The organism is Mycolicibacterium houstonense (genome assembly GCF_900078665.2).
In the GTDB taxonomy this organism is placed as follows: domain Bacteria; phylum Actinomycetota; class Actinomycetes; order Mycobacteriales; family Mycobacteriaceae; genus Mycobacterium; species Mycobacterium houstonense.
Genome location: NZ_LT546207.1, coordinates 3673888 through 3690262 on the forward strand (window position 1 = coordinate 3673888; position 16375 = coordinate 3690262).

Annotated in this window: 16 protein-coding genes; 13 read left to right on the forward strand and 3 right to left on the reverse strand. The window is 67.9% G+C overall.

Translation table 11 applies throughout. The features are described from left to right. The first annotated feature begins 64 nt into the window (after nucleotides 1–64). Nucleotides 65–3346 (forward strand): NAD-glutamate dehydrogenase domain-containing protein, encoded by a 3282-nt coding sequence (locus BN4332_RS18320; protein WP_066900659.1) that lies wholly within the window; start codon nucleotides 65–67, stop codon nucleotides 3344–3346. An 18-nt stretch (nucleotides 3347–3364) separates the two neighbouring features. On the opposite strand, the gene BN4332_RS18325 is transcribed toward BN4332_RS18320, so the two are convergent. Further along, nucleotides 3365–3856 carry an OsmC family protein gene (locus BN4332_RS18325; RefSeq protein WP_096867110.1) on the reverse strand — a complete coding sequence of 164 codons (492 nt, stop codon included), beginning with the start codon at nucleotides 3854–3856 and terminating at the stop codon, nucleotides 3365–3367. Nucleotides 3857–3974: 118 nt separating this feature from the next. Between BN4332_RS18325 and BN4332_RS18330 the strand changes: the two genes are divergently transcribed. Next, nucleotides 3975–4919 carry an oxygenase MpaB family protein gene (locus tag BN4332_RS18330; RefSeq protein WP_084459319.1) on the forward strand — a complete coding sequence of 315 codons (945 nt, stop codon included), beginning with the start codon at nucleotides 3975–3977 and terminating at the stop codon, nucleotides 4917–4919. A gap of 13 nt (nucleotides 4920–4932) precedes the next feature. After that, on the forward strand, nucleotides 4933–5514 hold the full coding sequence (locus BN4332_RS18335) for a TetR/AcrR family transcriptional regulator (RefSeq protein WP_066900374.1): 582 nt from the start codon (nucleotides 4933–4935) through the stop codon (nucleotides 5512–5514). An 11-nt stretch (nucleotides 5515–5525) separates the two neighbouring features. Here BN4332_RS18335 and BN4332_RS18340 read toward each other — a convergent pair whose 3' ends face one another. Both BN4332_RS18340 and BN4332_RS18345 read right to left on the reverse strand, forming a co-directional pair. Beyond that, nucleotides 5526–6392: a LysR family transcriptional regulator ArgP gene (locus BN4332_RS18340; protein ID WP_066900376.1), complete on the reverse strand. Its 867-nt coding sequence runs from the start codon at nucleotides 6390–6392 to the stop codon at nucleotides 5526–5528. 9 nt (nucleotides 6393–6401) lie between these two features. Further along, complete coding sequence (locus BN4332_RS18345) at nucleotides 6402–7067, reverse strand: TetR/AcrR family transcriptional regulator (protein ID WP_066900378.1); 666 nt, start codon at nucleotides 7065–7067, stop codon at nucleotides 6402–6404. Between the two features lie 126 nt (nucleotides 7068–7193). On the opposite strand from BN4332_RS18345, the gene BN4332_RS18350 reads away from it, so the two are divergent. The 10 genes from BN4332_RS18350 to BN4332_RS18395 all read left to right on the forward strand — a co-directional run bounded on the left by BN4332_RS18350 (nucleotide 7194) and on the right by BN4332_RS18395 (nucleotide 16369). Further along, entirely contained in the window at nucleotides 7194–7466 is a 273-nt protein-coding gene (locus tag BN4332_RS18350; protein WP_160110883.1) for a hypothetical protein, read from the forward strand. An 87-nt stretch (nucleotides 7467–7553) separates the two neighbouring features. Next, the gene (locus BN4332_RS18355) at nucleotides 7554–8771 is read left to right on the forward strand and encodes a histidine kinase (RefSeq protein ID WP_066900382.1); all 1218 of its coding nucleotides are present in this window, start codon (nucleotides 7554–7556) and stop codon (nucleotides 8769–8771) included. Beyond that, entirely contained in the window at nucleotides 8768–9427 is a 660-nt protein-coding gene (locus BN4332_RS18360; RefSeq protein ID WP_066900384.1) for a response regulator transcription factor, read from the forward strand. Before BN4332_RS18355 ends, BN4332_RS18360 begins: the two co-directional genes overlap by 4 nt. A 60-nt stretch (nucleotides 9428–9487) precedes the next feature. Beyond that, a complete protein-coding gene (locus BN4332_RS18365) occupies nucleotides 9488–10987 on the forward strand; it encodes a bifunctional aminoglycoside phosphotransferase/ATP-binding protein (RefSeq protein ID WP_084459320.1) in 1500 nt (499 codons plus the stop codon). A gap of 170 nt (nucleotides 10988–11157) precedes the next feature. Further along, on the forward strand, nucleotides 11158–11832 hold the full coding sequence (gene crp / locus BN4332_RS18370) for a cAMP-activated global transcriptional regulator CRP (protein ID WP_066900386.1): 675 nt from the start codon (nucleotides 11158–11160) through the stop codon (nucleotides 11830–11832). Between the two features lie 56 nt (nucleotides 11833–11888). After that, nucleotides 11889–12395, forward strand: a complete 507-nt coding sequence (locus BN4332_RS18375) for a MarR family winged helix-turn-helix transcriptional regulator (protein WP_066900388.1) — start codon at nucleotides 11889–11891, stop codon at nucleotides 12393–12395. Nucleotides 12396–12410: 15 nt separating this feature from the next. Further along, complete coding sequence (locus BN4332_RS18380) at nucleotides 12411–12842, forward strand: DUF5313 domain-containing protein (protein ID WP_066900391.1); 432 nt, start codon at nucleotides 12411–12413, stop codon at nucleotides 12840–12842. A 38-nt stretch (nucleotides 12843–12880) separates the two neighbouring features. Continuing rightward, nucleotides 12881–13552 carry a GntR family transcriptional regulator gene (locus BN4332_RS18385; protein WP_066900392.1) on the forward strand — a complete coding sequence of 224 codons (672 nt, stop codon included), beginning with the start codon at nucleotides 12881–12883 and terminating at the stop codon, nucleotides 13550–13552. Beyond that, nucleotides 13549–14817 (forward strand): MFS transporter, encoded by a 1269-nt coding sequence (locus BN4332_RS18390; protein WP_066900394.1) that lies wholly within the window; start codon nucleotides 13549–13551, stop codon nucleotides 14815–14817. The genes BN4332_RS18385 and BN4332_RS18390 overlap by 4 nt, the downstream gene beginning before the upstream one ends. Nucleotides 14818–14941: 124 nt before the next feature. After that, a complete protein-coding gene (locus BN4332_RS18395; RefSeq protein WP_066900663.1) occupies nucleotides 14942–16369 on the forward strand; it encodes a serine hydrolase domain-containing protein in 1428 nt (475 codons plus the stop codon). The last annotated feature ends 6 nt before the right edge of the window (nucleotides 16370–16375 follow it).

Here is a 16375-nt window from a genome sequence, read left to right on the forward strand (position 1 = left end):
CGATCAACGACGATTGAGGGGACCAACCGTGGACTCGTTGCGCGCCAACCACATTGCACCAGACATGCAAGACCGGCAGGCCGGGGTTGTGGTACCCAGCCGGCTCCTGGAGGCCACGGCGCTCAACGATCTGATGGGCGATGCCGTCGCGGTGAACCTCGATTGGGCCGAATCCGCGGAGGGCCGGCTGAACTTCGCGCTCGCCGCGCTCGAGCCGGTTCCGCTGCGCCGGATGCTTCCCGCGCTGCAGAGCATGGATCTCGAGGTCCTCGAGGAACAGGCCGACACCTGGACCAGGCCCGACGGTCGGCTGTGCCACGTGTATCACCTCCTGCTACAGCCCGGTCCCGACGCGGCGGACGCGCTGGCCGCGCCCCAGGACGGCACCACCGATCGCATCCGCGAGACCTTCCTGGCGATGTGGGCGGGGCGCATCGAATCCGACGGATTCAACGCGTTGCTCCTGCGGGCCGCCGTGAGCTGGCGGCAGGTCACCGTGCTGCGTAGCTACAGCCGCTACCTGCGCCAGCTGCCGTTGCCGTACGGTCAGGCCCGTATCCAGCGGGTGCTACTGGACAATCCGGAGGCCGCCCGCGCCCTGCTGGAGCTGTTCGAGTCCCGGTTCGATCAGACCGAGCAACCTGCCGACAGCCCGCACCGCATCGCCCGCATCGCCGAGGCCGAGCATCGGGTGGCCACCGAGATCGACCAGGTGCTGAACATCGATGCAGACCGGATCCTGCGCGCCTACCACAATCTGATCAACGCCACGGTACGCACCAACGCGTTCGCACCCGATGCCCTCACGGTCTGGGCGCCGTATCTGGTGCACAAGCTCGACGCCCGGTCCGTCGACGAGCTGCCGCAGCCGCGTCCGCTGTCCGAAATCTTCGTGTACTCACCTGAATTCGAGGGCGTTCATCTTCGCTTCGGGCTGGTCGCACGCGGCGGCCTGCGCTGGTCTGACCGCCACGACGACTACCGCACCGAAGTCCTGGGCCTGGTCAAGGCGCAGGCGGTCAAGAACGCGATGATCGTGCCGGCCGGAGCCAAGGGCGTGTTCGTCGTCAAGGCCCGTCCCGTCGCGGGCGAATCGCCGCGCGTGCAGGGCCTGCGCAGCTACCGGCAGTTCATCGCCGCGTTGCTCGACGTGGTCGACAAGAACGCCGATTCCGGTTCCGGCAGCGATCAGCGGCCCCGCTTCGGCGGCGTGGTGTGCCACGACGGGCCGGACCCCTACCTGGTGGTGGCCGCGGACAAGGGCACCGCGACGTTCTCGGATTCGGCCAACGCGGTGGCGCTCGACCGTGGCTACTGGATGGGTGACGCCTTCGCCTCCGGCGGCTCGGCCGGCTACGACCACAAGGCGATGGGCATCACGGCTCGTGGCGCGTGGGTCAGCGGCGACAGCCACCTGGCCCAACTCGGCATCGACTCCGAGTCCGACGAGTTCACCGCCGTCGGCGTCGGTGACATGAGCGGTGACGTCTTCGGCAACGGCATGCTGCTGCGCCCGGGGCTCCGGTTGGTGGCCGCGTTCGACCACCGCCACATCTTCGTCGACCCCCAACCCGACACCGCACGGGCACGCAAGGAGCGCCGGCGACTCTTCGAACTGCCCCAGTCATCATGGGACGACTACGATCGTGCCTCGATCAGTCCTGGCGGCGGGGTGTGGCCACGAACCGCGAAAACCATTGCCACCACACCGGAGATGCGCGCCGCACTCGGTCTCGGTGACGACGAGTCACGGCTGACCCCCACCCAATTGATCAGCCACATCCTGCGCGCCCCGGTGGACCTGCTGTTCAACGGTGGGATCGGGACCTACATCAAGGCCACCGGCGAACAGCACGCCGACATCGCCGACAAGGTGAACGATCCGGTACGGGTCAACGCCGAGGACGTCCGCGCACGGGTGATCGTCGAGGGCGGGAACCTCGGACTCTCCCAGCGCGCCCGGATCGAATACGCCCGGCGCGGGGGCCTGGTGAACACCGACGCCATCGACAACGCCGCAGGGGTCGACTGCTCCGACCACGAGGTCAACATCAAGATCCTGCTCGACGGCGCCGCACGTTCCGGCCTGATCAGCGGCAGCGCCCGCAATCGGCTGCTGACCGATATGACCGATGAAGTGGCACAGCACGTCCTGGCCAACAACCGGGCGCACAATCGGCTGCTCAGCGACGCCCGCTCGAACGCCGCCCAGATGGTCCAGGTGCACGCGCGCATGACCGCCGATCTGGAAGCCCGCCGCGGACTGCACCGGTCGCGCGAAAACATGCCCACCCCTGCGGAATTCGCCGACCTGGCCAAGGGCGACACCGGACTCACCGCGCCGCAGCTGGCCACCTTGATGGCGCACGTCAAGCTCGACCTCAAGGCCGAGCTGCTCGACGGCGAGAGGTTCGACGACCCGTACTTCGATGCGCTGCTCACGCGGTACTTTCCCCCGACGTTGCGGCGCCGGCTCGGCGAGCCGTTGCCGGAGCATCCACTCCGCCGACAGATCATCACCACCTCGATCGTGAATCGTGTGCTGGCCACCTCGGGTCTGACCTTCGCGTTCCGGCTGGCGGAGGAAACCGGCGCTGCCACAGGCGATATCGTGCGCGCCCACGCAGTGGTGTCCGAGGTGTTCGACCTGGACACGCTGTGGGCGGACATCTATGCCGCCGACCTCTCGCCCGAGCTGACCAACACCTTGATCATCGAGGGCCGCCGCCTGCTCGACCGGGCGGCACGGTGGTTCGTGCTCAACCGGCCGCAACCGCTCGACGTGGACGCCGAGATCACCCGGTTCAGCAACCAGGTGGCGATGCTGCGCGGGCAGCTTCGATCGATGCTGGGCGGACAGGAACGCGACACGGTGGCGCAGGCACACGACGACATGGTCGCCCGCGGAGTGCCGGGCAGCATCGCTCAGCGGATCAGCGAATCACTCTATGCCTTCAGCCTTCTCGACATCGTCGAGGTCGCGCACGCTCACGGTGAGGACTCGGCCCAACTCGCCAAGATCTACTTCGAACTGTCCGATCGGCTCGGAGTGGACCGGCTCCTGCTGGCGGTGTCGACGCTGCCCCGGGGCGGTCGCTGGCACGCCCTGGCCAGGCTCGCGCTGCGGGAGGATCTGTACCGCTCGCTGCGCGACCTCACGATCGACGTCACCAAGTTCGGCGTCGACGAGGACCAGACGACGAGCAGCATCCGTGACTTCGAGGCCTACAACCGGCCGCGGCTGGACCGGGCGCGGCGCACGCTGGACGAGTTCCTCGAATCCGACGAGCCCGACCTGGCTGTGCTGTCGGTGGCCTCGGCGCAGCTGCGTCGGCTCCATCGATAACCCCCGTGGCGGCGCCGTTCACGCTGTGGTCGGCGCCGTCACCGTCGGCGTAGCGGTCACCGGAAAGTTGACCGAGTTGGCGATGAAGCACAGCCGGTGGGCTTCGTGATGCAGCTCGGTGGCGTCCTCGACCCGGTCGGGCTCGGCGATGGTCACCTCCGGCCGTAGCGTCACGTCGGTGAAAGCCCCTCCGCCCTCGGCATTCTCGCTCATCGTCCCCTCCGGGCGGTCGCGGTAGGCGGTGACCGTGATGCCCTCCTTGGCACACAGCGCGAGGTACCAGAGCATGTGGCACTGGGACAGGCTGACCACGAGCAGTTCCTCGGGGTTCCACCGCTGCGGGCTGCCCCGGAAGGACGGATCGGCGCTCCCCTGGATCACCGGCTTGCCGGAGTCATCGACACCCGTCACCTCGTGGTCGCGGGCGTAGTCGCGGTAACCGCTGGTCCCCGAACCGGTGTTGCCGGTCCAGGTGAGTTCGACCTCGTATCGATGTGTCCGGTTGGCCATGTTCGCGAAGATACCAACGTGCCACACCCGGACCACGGTCTTCCGGGCCAGCCTGGCCCGAGCCTCGAACGGGTAGACAACTATTGACACATTGGCACAGATTGCTAGCCTTTGTGCCATGTCCATTGGCAGCGTGGCCGAAGCAGACGTGGTTCGACAGGACGTGCTGGCGAATTTCCGCAGGCACTCGGGCAGCATCTTGGGAGGTGCGTTCGGAGCGGCGGCGTTCGATGAAGTGGCCTTGGTCCCGGTCGCCGCGGCGGTGGACCGCAGCGGCCGGTTCGAGCGCAACTTCCTCGACCGCGGGGTGCGCAGCGGGTTCTCGGCGTTGCTGGCCATCTGGGGTGACGCCGACGATCGCGCGGCGGAAGGCCGTCGCCTGCAAACCATGCACCGCGACGTCCGCGGCCACGGCAAGGGCGAGTTCGCCGACGTCCGCTACAGCGCCCTGAACCCGCAGCTGTGGAACTGGATCGCGATCAGCGGGATCTTCGTCGTCCTGAACTCGTTCACCCCGGCGACCGGCATCACGATGAATCCCGCCGAACAAGAGGCGGCGTACCGTCAACTGCTCGACGCGTTCAGTGCCATCGAACTGCCCGGCGCGTCGGCCAAGCTGCCGGAGTCCTATGCCGAGGCTGTCCGCTATTACGACGACATGGTGGAAAATCAGCTGCGCGACAACGTGTTCCTGACACGGGTGACCGCGGGGCTGACCCGTCTGCCACTGCCCACCCTGCTGCTGCCCGGCCCGCTGAGGTTGGCGTTGACTCCCTCCTGGCTGGCGGTGCGGCCGATCGCCGGTCGGGTGATCAAGGTGTGTTCCTTCGGGATCATGCACCCGGGGGTCCGCGAGCTGACCGGATTCCGCTGGGACTCTCGCCATGACCGGGAGTTCGCCGTGTACACGCGGCTGCTGCAGCTGGCCTGGCGGGTGTTGCCGGACCGGCTGCTGCTGATCCCGCTGGCCTACAACCGGCTGCAGTACGAAAAGCTGGTGCGCCTGCACCGATCGGTGGCGCTGGACTCATTCGCGCCGCTGGGATGCCCGGCCGCGGGCTGACACACTGATAGCGATGCCCCGCAGCAACGCCAGTCAGTCCGAACAGGAGGACGCCATCCTCAAGGCCGCGGCCGAGGAGGTGGCGCTCGTCGGGCTGGGCCGGGCCAGCCTGGACGTCATCGCCAAGCAGGCCGGGGTGAGCCGCCGGACGTTGTACCGCCGGTTCCCCACCCGCGACGCCCTGATCACCGAACTCGGACGCCGCACCTTCGACGACGCGATGACTCGGCTGCGCACGGTCGCAATCGATTCCGGCCCCAACGACGCGGCGGTGGCGGCGTTCTGCGAGGGGTTGCGGCTGCTGACCACCGAACCGGTGATGCGCAGGTTCCTGCGCCTGGACACCGACTTCACCGCGGTGGCCGGAGCCTACGACCAGGCGCCGGCCTTCCTGCACCATGCCTCAACGGCGATGGCCAAGGCGCTTCGTGCCGCCGGGGCCACCATGCCCGACGCGGATCTGCTGGCCGTTGCCGAACTGCACATCCGGCTCGCATGTTCGCTCGCCCAGCTGCCCACACCGCTGCTGGATGTCGAGGACGACGACGCGGTCCGCGCCTACGCGCGCCGGCATCTCGCACCCTTGGTGCGCTAGGCGGTCCCCCCTCAGCGGGGTGCGCCACGCAGACTCCCTGCCGCCGCGCGCACCGCGGCCGTGATGGTCTCCACCATCGGACTGTCCAGCTTCCAGCACTGCCAGTACAGCGGCACGTCCAGGAACTGATCGGTGATCCGGACGAAGTCGTCGTCGACCAATTCCTCCGGATACATGCCCCAGCCCAGCCCGGCCCGCACGGCGGCCCCGAACCCCTCTGCCGTCGGAATGTAGTGCGTCGGGCGGACGACATCCTTGCGAAACACCTTGCGCACCAATTGGTCCTGCAGCGCATCGTCACGGTTCCAGGACAGCGACGGCGCCTCGGGCGCGGCGTCGCGAGTGAATCCGTCGGGCAGATAGCGCCGTACATACTCGGCGCTGGCCACCGGCACGTAGCGCATCGCACCCAGCGGGTGCACCCGGCAGCCCGGCACCGGACGCCGCTCGGTGGTGACGGCCCCCATTACGACCCCCTCGCGCAGCAGCCGCGCCGAAAGGTCCTGATCCTCGATCCTGATGTCGAACAGGAACTCGGCGGCTGCGGCGAACACCCCGGTGAACCAGGTCGCCATCGAATCGGCGTTGACGGCCAGCGCGATCCGGGTGCGGTGCGTGGAACCTCCACCCATCTCGGCCAGCGTCTCGGATTCCAGCAGGGCGGTCTGCGCGGCCAGCCTGAGCAGCGGCACCCCGGCCGCTGTTGCCGTGCAGGGCTTTTCGCGGACCACGAGAACCTGGCCGACCCGCTGTTCGAGGGCCTTGATCCGTTGGCTGATCGCCGACGGGGTCACGTGCAGCCGGTGCGCGGCCGCATCGAAGCTGCCCAGTTCGACCACCGCGGCGAAGGCGGCGAGCTGCTGGCCGTCGATCCGCACGTCCCGATCCTAATCGGGCACGCCGGCGGCGCCCCGCAATCCGCCGCTGGTGAACTGGATGAGCTCGTCGAGCCATCGCCGGTCCAAGCCGTCGGGACCCAACGGCTGCCCGTACAGGGAGAGGTCCGAACTGGCCAGCGCACCGATCATCGAGAAGATGGCAATCGTGCTGCGCTGCTGTCCTTCTCCGGTTCGGATATCCGGAACCGCGCGCCCCGCCGCGGCGAAGAACAACTCGGGCAGGTTCGGCGTGCCCGACAACTGGTCGAGCCAGAGTTGGTCTTCGTCGAGGGCCAGCTGATTCATCACCTTGAGCCAGCGCAAGCCACCGACCGGATCCTCGTCGAGCAATCGGACGTAGGGGGCGATCAACGCCTCGACGACATCTCGGACGCCGACCTCGTTGTCCGACTGGCCGACCCGAACCAACTCGTCGACCACCGCCGCGAACACCGACGGGGCCCGCCGGAGCGCGACCGCGACGACCAGATCCCGCTTGACCGGGAAGTGATAGGCCACCGCGCGACTGGCCACGCCCGCCTCACGGGCCACCGCCCGCGTGGCCACCGCACCGATCGACAGCTCGGCGAACATTCGCTCGGCGGTGTCGATGATCAGTGCTCGGGTGTCGACGTCGCGCCGGGGCCCGCGTCTGCGGGTCGTACTCGAGACCACCGCATGAGCCTAACCATTGGCGAGGTGATCGTCCTGTGGTCGGTGCGGTTGTCCTACCACGGTCGTAGACCAAGATCGGACGGCAGCGCGATGTGTGCTGACCTGCGTTCTTCATAGCGTCGAGCCATGACACGAGCACAGCGTTCCCCAGCTATCTCGATAGCCGAATCAATGACCGGCGTCGCCCGTGGATGGACCGCGAAAGGCACGCTCGTCGTTCCGGTCCCAGGGGTCCCGCTCGACCGGGACCGCCGCGACGGCGGCCTCTGGCACCGCGCGGTCGCCACCGTACGCGCGGCCTTGGCGGCGGCGCCCCGGCTGAAGCGGCCGTACTACCCGCCCCTACGGGAGGGCTTCGTCGAGGACGCCGCGATGGCACGCGAGATGTGGCGACTCTGAGTGCTGAGATCCGATCCGAAATCCGACCCCAGGAAATCCGACCGCAGTAGGAGGCGCTACAGCGTTCGCACCTTCTACGATCACAACATGCTCGGTGGCATCACACGCGGCATACGGGCGCACGCGCGCCGGCGGGGTCATTCCCTTCCGGTGGGCTACAACTGGGCCATCGTGCTGGCGTTCGACACCACCGTGGTTGGCGCCGGCGTCGTCGCCGTCCTGCAGCGGCCGGCGTCCGATCTCCCGGCCGGCCTGCTCGCCCTCGTGGTCTGCATCGCGCCGTTCGCCTTGTTCTATATCTCCGGTATCGAGTTCAAGGCGCCGATCGTCTGGGCGACGTGGTGCACGGCCACGGCGGTGTTGCTGTTCGGCACATCCACACCGATCGCCGATGACTTCGCGCCGCTGATCGCGGTGCTGATGGTCGGCGAGGTCGCCTCACTGACCGGAGTGTGGGGCGGCTTCCTGGCCACCCTGTCCGGCGCCACGCTGATCCTGACCGCCGCCGCGCAGCACCGCCTCGACGCCGTGCCGCTCTATCTCGGCATCCTCGGAATGGGTTGGCTGGTGGGTTATCTCGTGCACACCCAGCAGGAGCTGATGCGTCAGCAGCAGGACGCCCAGGCCGCGCTGGCCCAGCACGCCGCATCCGACGAGCGGCGGCGGATCGCTCGCGAGGTGCACGACGTGATCGCGCATTCCCTGAGCGTGACCTTGCTGCACGTGACCGGGGCACGCCGCGGGTTGCAGCAGGACCGCGATGTGGACGACGCGGTGGAGGCGCTGGAGCAGGCCGAGCGGCTGGGCCGCCAGGCGATGGCCGACATCCGCCGCACGGTCGGGCTGCTCGACGGCGCCCCGATGGGCATGGCTCCCGAGCCGGGGGTCGACGACATCGCCCGCCTGGTCGACGATTTCGTGCGTGCCGGGCTGAATGTGCGGTTCGATGCCACCGGCCGCACCGATGCCGTCTCGGCGGCGGTGGGTTTGGCGCTGTATCGGATCGCCCAGGAGTCGCTGGCCAACATCGCCAAGCACGCGTCCGATGCGGAATCGACCGTGTTGCTGAGGATTTCACGGACGTCGGCCACCTTGACCGTCACCAATCGGCTTCCGGTGGGCGCCCTCGCCGGTCCGGGTGGCCGGGGTGTGGAGGGCCGTGGCGTGCACGGGATGCGCCAGCGCGTCGAGCAGCTCGGTGGGATCATCAGCGTCGGACCGGCCGACGACGGCTGGGCGGTGCGCACCAACATTCCGCTGGACGACACCGACCAGGCACCCCGCGGGTGTCCGCTGATGTCATGACGGATCCAGCCACCGAGGTCGACGTCCTGCTGGTCGACGATCAGGACCTGGTGCGGTCGGGGCTCCGGCGCATCCTGCGGCGCAAGGACGGCTTCACGATCATCGCCGAATGCGCCGACGGCGACGAGGTTCCCGACGCCGTGGCCCGGTACCGCCCCGACGTCGTGGTGATGGACCTGCGCATGAAGCGCGTCGACGGAATAGAGGCCACCCGCAGGCTCACCGCGGCCGACGGTCCGCCGGTGCTGGCGCTGACCACGTTCAACGACGACGAGTTGCTCTCCGGCGCGCTGCGTGCCGGAGCCAACGGATTCGTGCTCAAGGATTCGTCGGCCGAGGAACTGATCCGGGCGGTGCGCGCGGTGGCGCAGGGGGACAGCTACCTCGATCCGGCGGTGACCTCCCGGGTGCTCACCACCTACCGCAAGTCGGCAGAGCCGCGCCACGCGGCCGTCGGCGACCTCACCGCGCGCGAACTCGACGTGCTGAGGCTGATCGCCAAGGGCCATTCGAACGCCGAGATCGCCGACCAACTCAGCATTTCCGGGCTCACGGTCAAGAGCCACATCGGCCACATCTTCATCAAGCTCGACCTGCGTGACCGTGCCGCCGCGATCATCCACGCCTACGACACCGGCCTGGTCAGCCCCCGGTGAACCAACCTCGAGGACCTATGGCCCTACCGCCACGGGATCCCACGCGGCCATCATGGGGTTATGGGTAGTTCAGCTTGGCCTGCGCCGGTGCCGACCGCTGAATCCGAGACCACGAGCGCCGTGGCCGAGATCCACGAGACGCACACCGGGATCGTCGCCCTGGTCGGGGACCGGGCCTACAAGGTCAAAAAGCCCGTCGTCACCGATTTTCTCGACTTCAGCTCGGTCGAGCGTCGCGAACAGGTTTGCGACCGTGAGGTCCGGTTGAACCAGCGACTGGCACCGGACAGCTATCTGGGTGTCGCCCACCTCTCGGATCCGCAAGGCGGTCCGCCCGAGCCGGTGATCGTGATGCGCCGGTACCCCGACGCCCGCCGGCTGACATCAATCGTCGTCAATGGCGAGCCCGCCGTCGAGCACCTGTCGGCGATCGCGGAAGCACTGTCGCACTTCCACGCCGACGCGCAGCGTTCAGACGACATCGATACGGCGGCACGGATTTCCGCCGTATCCGGCCGCTGGCACGACAACCTCAGGGAGCTGCACCGGCACGCCGGAACCGTGGTGTCCGCCGAATCGGTGACAGAGATCGGCCGGCTGGTCGACCAGTTCATCGACGGGCGGGCCGCGTTGTTTGCCGACCGGATCGCGAACCACCGCATCGTCGATGGTCACGGTGACCTGCTGACCGGTGACATATTTTGTATGCCCGAGGGGCCGGCGATCCTGGATTGCCTTGAGTTCGATGACAACTTGCGTCACGTCGACTGCATTGACGACGCCGCGTTCCTGGCGATGGACCTGGAATTTCTCGGCCGGAAAGATCTGGCTGACCACTTCCTCGCCGAGTACCGCCGGTTCTCTGGCGACGCCGCCCCGACTGCGCTGGTGGACTTCTACGTCGCCTACCGTGCCGGGGTCCGCGCCAAGACAGACTGCATCAGGGTCGAACAGGGCAATCAAGTCGCCGCGGACGACGCCCGACGCCATCTCGACCTCGCCCTCGATCACCTCCGCCGAGGCGCGGTCCGGCTGGTCGTCGTCGGCGGTGGCCCTGGCACCGGCAAGACCACACTGGCGCGCGCACTGGCTGAGCAGTTGTCAGCACAGGTCATTTCCACCGACGACGTGCGCCGCGAGTTGCAGGAACGAGGCGTCCTCACCGGCGATGCGGGAATCCTGAACGAGGGCCTGTACAGCAGCGAGAACGTGGCCGCCGTATACGACGCAGTCCTGGGCAAAGCCGACTCCGCCTTGGCCGGGGGCCGATCGGTGATCCTGGACGGTACGTGGCGTGACCCCGCCCTCCGGCAACGCGCGCGTGAACTGGCCGCAGAACGCCATTGCCCGACAACACAATTGGCCTGCACAGTGCCCCTGGACGAGGCCAAGGAACGTATCACGCAACGGCGGATCACCAACTCGGACGCCACCCCGCAGATCGCCGAGGGCCTGGCGGCCGGCGACGCCGACTGGTCCGACGCCCACCTGATCAATACGCGCCGTCCGCTGGCGGATTCCGTCGCCGAAGCTCAGCGAATCTGCTGTTCAACGATCTGAACCCGTCTCCTTCGGGGCAGATGACATTACGAAACCGATCGCAACTGTAAACCCGGCGGCTAGCGGAGTCCGCCGGCCCTTGTAAAGTAGAAAGGCGGTCGCACTTCCGGCTGCCACCAGTGCAAACACTCCGGGCAGCCAGGTTCGGCACATCCGTTTAGGGAGGAACCATGAATGAAGTGCTGGCGCGCGCCGGCATCTTCCAGGGTGTGTCGCCGGACGCCGTGGCCGCACTCGTCCGTCAGCTGGAACCGGTGACCTTCCGCCGCGGCGAGGTGGCCTTCGTCGAAGGCGAACCGGGCGACACCCTGTACATCATCACCGCGGGCAAGGTGAAGATCGGCCGCAAGTCGGCCGACGGGCGCGACAGCCTGATCACGCTGATGGGCCCGTCCGACATGTTCGGCGAACTCGCGATCTTCGACCCCGGCCCACGGACCTCTACGGTGACCGCCCTGACCGAGGTGAAGGCGGTGACGATGAGCCGCAGCGTGCTGCGCAGCTGGATCGCCGACCGTCCCGAGATCGCCGAACAATTGCTGCGCGTGCTGGCCCGCCGGTTGCGGCGCACCAACGACAACCTGTCCGACCTGATCTTCACGGATGTGCCGGGCCGGGTGGCCAAGCAATTGCTCTACCTGGCGCAGCGGTTCGGCAGCCGTGACGGCACCGCGCTGCGCGTCGACCACGAGCTGACGCAGGAGGAGATCGCGCAGCTCGTCGGTTCTTCCCGGGAGACGGTCAACAAGGCGCTGTCGGACTTCGCGCAACGTGGCTGGATCCGCGTTCAGGGCCGCAGCATCCTGATCGACAACCCCGAGCGGCTGGCCAAACGCGCTCATTAGCGGGTGTGATCACCGAGACATTGTTAGTGCCCTAACTATGAGGGTACGGTCTTTTTGTGTCCGCAGTATCGGCAACGCCCTCGGCGCCGGACGATGTTGATCCGCTCGCCCTCGAGCGGCAGGTGTGTTTTGCCCTGGCCGTCAGCAACCGCGCCGTACTCGCGGTCTACCGCCCGCTCCTGGAGCCGCTCGGTCTGACCCACCCGAAGTACCTGGTGATGCTGGCCCTGTGGGATCACCACAAGTCACGCGCCGACGGCGTTCCGCCGCTGTCGGTCAAGGAGATCGCGGCCGCCCTGCAGATCGATTCGGCCACGCTGTCGCCGATGCTCAAGCGGCTCGAAGGACTCGGGCTGATCACTCGCAGCCGCCGGGCCGGCGATGAACGCGCCACCGACGTCGAGCTCACCGAGGCCGGGATCGCGTTGCGTGAACGCGCCGTGGCCATCCCGCACGCGGTGGTGGAACGCCTCGGCATCAGCCTTGCCGAACTCGAAGACCTGCATCGGGCACTGACCCGCCTCAACGAAGCCGCGCTGGCGGCCAATTCCCTCACCGATTGACACCAGGAGCCCACCATGGCCGGCCAGAAGAAAACCAAAGACCGTCCCAACTTCTTTCAGTACATCGCCTACTGCTACGGCAAGCGGTTGCCCGATTCGATGCGCGACTGGGTGGCCCATGACCTGGCCGACCACGGAGCCATCCGCCGGCACATGATTCGGATGGCGATCCCACCGCTGTTCGTGCTGGCGCCGTTCTGGCTGCTGCCCGCCTCGCTGTATGTGCACATCGAGATGACCGTGCCGATCTACGTCTGGGCCCTGTTGATGGCGCTCGCGCTCAACAAGATCTGGCGCCGGCACCGGCTGGCCCAGCACGGTCTCGATCCCAACCTGGTCGACGAGATCCAGTACAAGAAGGACCAGCAGAAGCACGAGGACTACATCCGGCGGTTCGGGCCTCGTCCGGAATCGGCCAAGTACCAGTCCAACAGCAGTCCCTTTTAGCAGTTTCCGCGGGATAAACCCCTTGCATGCAAGCTTGCATGCAAGGGGTATCGTGGTATCTCGTGGTGACCGACGAGAAATCGAGCAACAGCCAGCGCGTCTACCGGATGACCAAGGATCAGATCCTCTCCGGTGAGTTCCGCGGCGGGCAGCTCCTCAGCGAGGTCGAGGTGGCGACCCAGCTCGGTGTCAGCCGCACGCCCGTCCACGAAGCCTTCCTCCGCCTGGCCGCCGAAGATTTCCTCGATCTGGTGCCGCGGCGCGGCGCCGTCGTCGTACCGGTGTCCGCCCAGGAAGCCACCGATCTGCTGGAGATGCGCCTGGCCCTGGAGACGGCGGCGGTGCGCCGACTCTGCCGGTCATCGGACTCCATCGACACGTTGTTCGGGGAGCTGACGGAGTTGGTGGAGCGCCAGCGCCACGGCGCCGCGATCGGTGACGCCGATGAGTTCGCGGCCGCCGATGACGCGTTCCACCGGCGGATCGTCCAGGTCGCCGGGAATTCGATCGCCGGGCGCTTCTACGGATCCCTGAGCGATCGGCAGCGCCGCATGATGGCCGACGCGGCCCGCTCGGATTCGGCCCGGCTGACCGAGCTGATCGGTGAGCACGCGGATCTCGCGGATGCCATCGGCCGGCGCGACGTCGCGGGCTTCGAAGCAGCCCTGCTGGCCCATCTGGAAGCGACCTACCGAGTGGTGCTGGCATGACGGCCGTCGCCCTTGAGCCCCATGAGGTTCCGAAACGGGGCCGGCGTCGCCTGCGGCCATGGCTCGCGGTGGCCATCGCCGTCTTCTGCATCGGTTGGGGCGGCAACCAGTTCACCCCGCTGCTGATCGCCTACGCCCAGCACGCCGGCTACACCCGGGTGGACGTCGACATTCTGCTGGGCGCCTACGTGCTCGGCCTGATTCCTGGGTTGTTGATCGCGTCGACGCTGTCGGACCGCCACGGTCGACGCACCGTGATGGCGGCCGGCGTGATCAGTTCCGCGCTGGGCAGTCTCATCCTGGCGATCGGTGACGGGTGGGGCTTCCCCGCGCTGTTCGTGGGCCGGTTGTTCAGCGGGCTGGCCGTCGGTATCGCCATGGCCGTGGGCTCGGCCTGGATCACCGAATTGTCCCGGCCGCCATATGACAACGCGTCGGCCGGAGCCGGTGCCCGGCGCGCCTCGATCTGTCTGTCGCTCGGTTTCGGCGTGGGGCCGCTGTGCGCCGGGCTGCTCACCGTGTACGCGCCGCTGCCCTTGGTGCTGACCTACCTGGTGCACGCCGCGCTGTGCGTGCCGGTGCTGTGGGCGGTGTGGAGCCGCACCGCCGAGACCCGGTTCGGCATGACTCCGCGGCCGTTCCTCGACGGTCTGAAGGTGCCCGCGGCCGGACACCGCCGGTTCCTCCATGTCGTTGTTCCCATGGCCCCGTGGATCTTCGGCTCCGCGGCCATCGCCTACGCGGTGGTGCCGGCACTGGTCGCCGACCAGCTCGGGTCGTGGGCCCTGCTCTACACCGTGGGGCTGACGGTGTTGACGCTGGCCTGCGGCGTGGCGATTCAGCCGGTGGCACGTCGGCTCGACGATGTGTCCAGTTCGCGCGCCGTGGTGGTGTCGATGGCCCTGATGGCGGTCGGGATCTTCGCCGCCGTGGCCACCGCCGTCACCCGGTCGGTGCTCGTCGCGCCACTGGTCGCGATGCTGCTCGGCAGCGCCTACGGCATCGCCATCGTGTCGGGTCTGCTTGAGATCCAACGCATTGCGCCACCCGACGAGCTCGCGGGGATCTCCGGGGTCTACTACTCCCTGGCCTACCTCGGGTTCCTGCTGCCCGCCGCACTGGCCGCACTGGAGCACTGGTTCAGCTATCCGGTGATGCTGACTTTTGTCGGCCTACTGGCTCTTGTCTGCACCGCGGTGTGCGCGTCCGGGTGGGCGAAACATCTGGAGCCGCGGACGCCGGTAGTCGACGTCGTCGAGCGCTGAGCACTACGCCCGCGGATTCCTGCCACATACTGACCGCAGCCCTCGGAGTAAGCGCGTCCTTGTGTACGCCGCGCGCCGGGTTCATGCCATCACCGAACGGTGCTCGCCCGGTACCGTCGATCCGGTGACGGCGTCACGATCGCCACTGACCCGACTCTGCGCGGCGGGAACCATCCTGTTCACCGTCGCAGCGGTCTCGTCATGCGGGCAGTCCGAAGTTTCGCCACCGGCTGCCACGTCCACATTCACGACAGCCCCCGCCCCGGCCACGACCACGCCGCCGGCACCTACCCTCGCCGCCGTCGTGCCCGCAGGGGATTTCACCGCGGTGTCCCGGCTGGTCAACGACGCGATTGCGGCCCCAAGGCTGCCGGGCGCAGTGGTTCAGATAGGACACGGCGGCAACGTCGTCTTCCGCCAGGCTTTCGGTTCGCGGAAACTGCCCGGCGAACCCGGACTGGACGGGAAACCCGCACCCGCCGAGCCGATGACCGAGGACACCATCTTCGATCTGGCGTCGTTGTCGAAGGGCATCGCGACGACCGTTGCCCTGCTCCAGCTCTACGAGCAGGGCAAGGTGCGGATCGACGAACCGGTGCAGACCTATTTGCCGGACTTCAACCCGGCCGACGACCCACGACGGGCCGCGGTGACCCTGCGCATGTTGCTGACCCACACCTCGGGCATCGCCGGAGATCTGAGCCTGGACGGACCGTGGGGGCTGGAGCACGCCGACAAGGCCGAAGGCCTGCACCGGGCGCTCGGCGCGTGGGTGGTGCACAACCCCGGCGAGCTGTTCCACTACTCCGACATCGGCTTCGTCCTGGTCGGCGCGATCATCGAGAAGGTCACCGGCCAGCCCCTGGACGACTACGTGCAAGCCAATGTGTTCGGCCCGCTCGGCATGTCGGATACCCGCTATCTTCCTGCGACGAAAGCGTGTGGCCCGCATCAGGTTCGGGGAACGGCGCTCGCCCTCGACCCGGATGCTGCCGCGGTCGAGGATTGCCCGCCGGGCACCTGGCGCACCGACCTCTTGGAGCGCATCGCACCGACGGCGCTCGACGAGGACACCCCGGGCCTCAACCCCGATTACGGACACCCGTTGCGCGGCACCGTGCACGACCCGACCGCCCGCCGCATGGGCGGGGTGACGGGCAGCGCCGGGGTGTTCTCGACGGTCGACGACATCGGTAAGTACGCGCAGGCCCTCCTCGATCGCCGCGCCGGCCGGCCGAGCCCGTTTCCGCTGAAGCAGTCAACGGTGGAGTTGATGACGACTCCGCAGCAGCCCGGGCACACCACGGATCTCCGCGGCTTTGGCTGGGACATCGATACGCCCCATTCCCGACCGCGCGGCACGGTCTTTCCCGTCGGCAGCTTCGGCCACACCGGTTTCACGGGTGTGACGCTGTGGATGGACCCCGGTTCAGATACCTACGTGATCGTGTTCGGGAACGTGATCCATCAGCGCGGCGGCCCGCCGATCGTGGGGCTGAGCGGTGACATCGCCACCGAAGCCGCTCGGGCGCTGCATCTGTACGGCACCTAGGCGGCA

Coding starts and splice junctions, on each gene's coding strand:
- BN4332_RS18365 (WP_084459320.1), top strand. CDS start 9,488: ATGGGTAGTTCAGCTTGGCCTGCGCCGGTGCCGACCGCTGAATCCGAG.
- BN4332_RS18335 (WP_066900374.1), top strand. CDS start 4,933: ATGCCCCGCAGCAACGCCAGTCAGTCCGAACAGGAGGACGCCATCCTC.
- BN4332_RS18355 (WP_066900382.1), top strand. CDS start 7,554: ATGCTCGGTGGCATCACACGCGGCATACGGGCGCACGCGCGCCGGCGG.
- BN4332_RS18320 (WP_066900659.1), top strand. CDS start 65: ATGCAAGACCGGCAGGCCGGGGTTGTGGTACCCAGCCGGCTCCTGGAG.
- BN4332_RS18360 (WP_066900384.1), top strand. CDS start 8,768: ATGACGGATCCAGCCACCGAGGTCGACGTCCTGCTGGTCGACGATCAG.
- BN4332_RS18385 (WP_066900392.1), top strand. CDS start 12,881: ATGCAAGGGGTATCGTGGTATCTCGTGGTGACCGACGAGAAATCGAGC.
- BN4332_RS18350 (WP_160110883.1), top strand. CDS start 7,194: ATGACACGAGCACAGCGTTCCCCAGCTATCTCGATAGCCGAATCAATG.
- BN4332_RS18380 (WP_066900391.1), top strand. CDS start 12,411: ATGGCCGGCCAGAAGAAAACCAAAGACCGTCCCAACTTCTTTCAGTAC.
- BN4332_RS18325 (WP_096867110.1), bottom strand. CDS start 3,856: ATGGCCAACCGGACACATCGATACGAGGTCGAACTCACCTGGACCGGC.
- BN4332_RS18390 (WP_066900394.1), top strand. CDS start 13,549: ATGACGGCCGTCGCCCTTGAGCCCCATGAGGTTCCGAAACGGGGCCGG.
- crp (WP_066900386.1), top strand. CDS start 11,158: ATGAATGAAGTGCTGGCGCGCGCCGGCATCTTCCAGGGTGTGTCGCCG.
- BN4332_RS18330 (WP_084459319.1), top strand. CDS start 3,975: ATGTCCATTGGCAGCGTGGCCGAAGCAGACGTGGTTCGACAGGACGTG.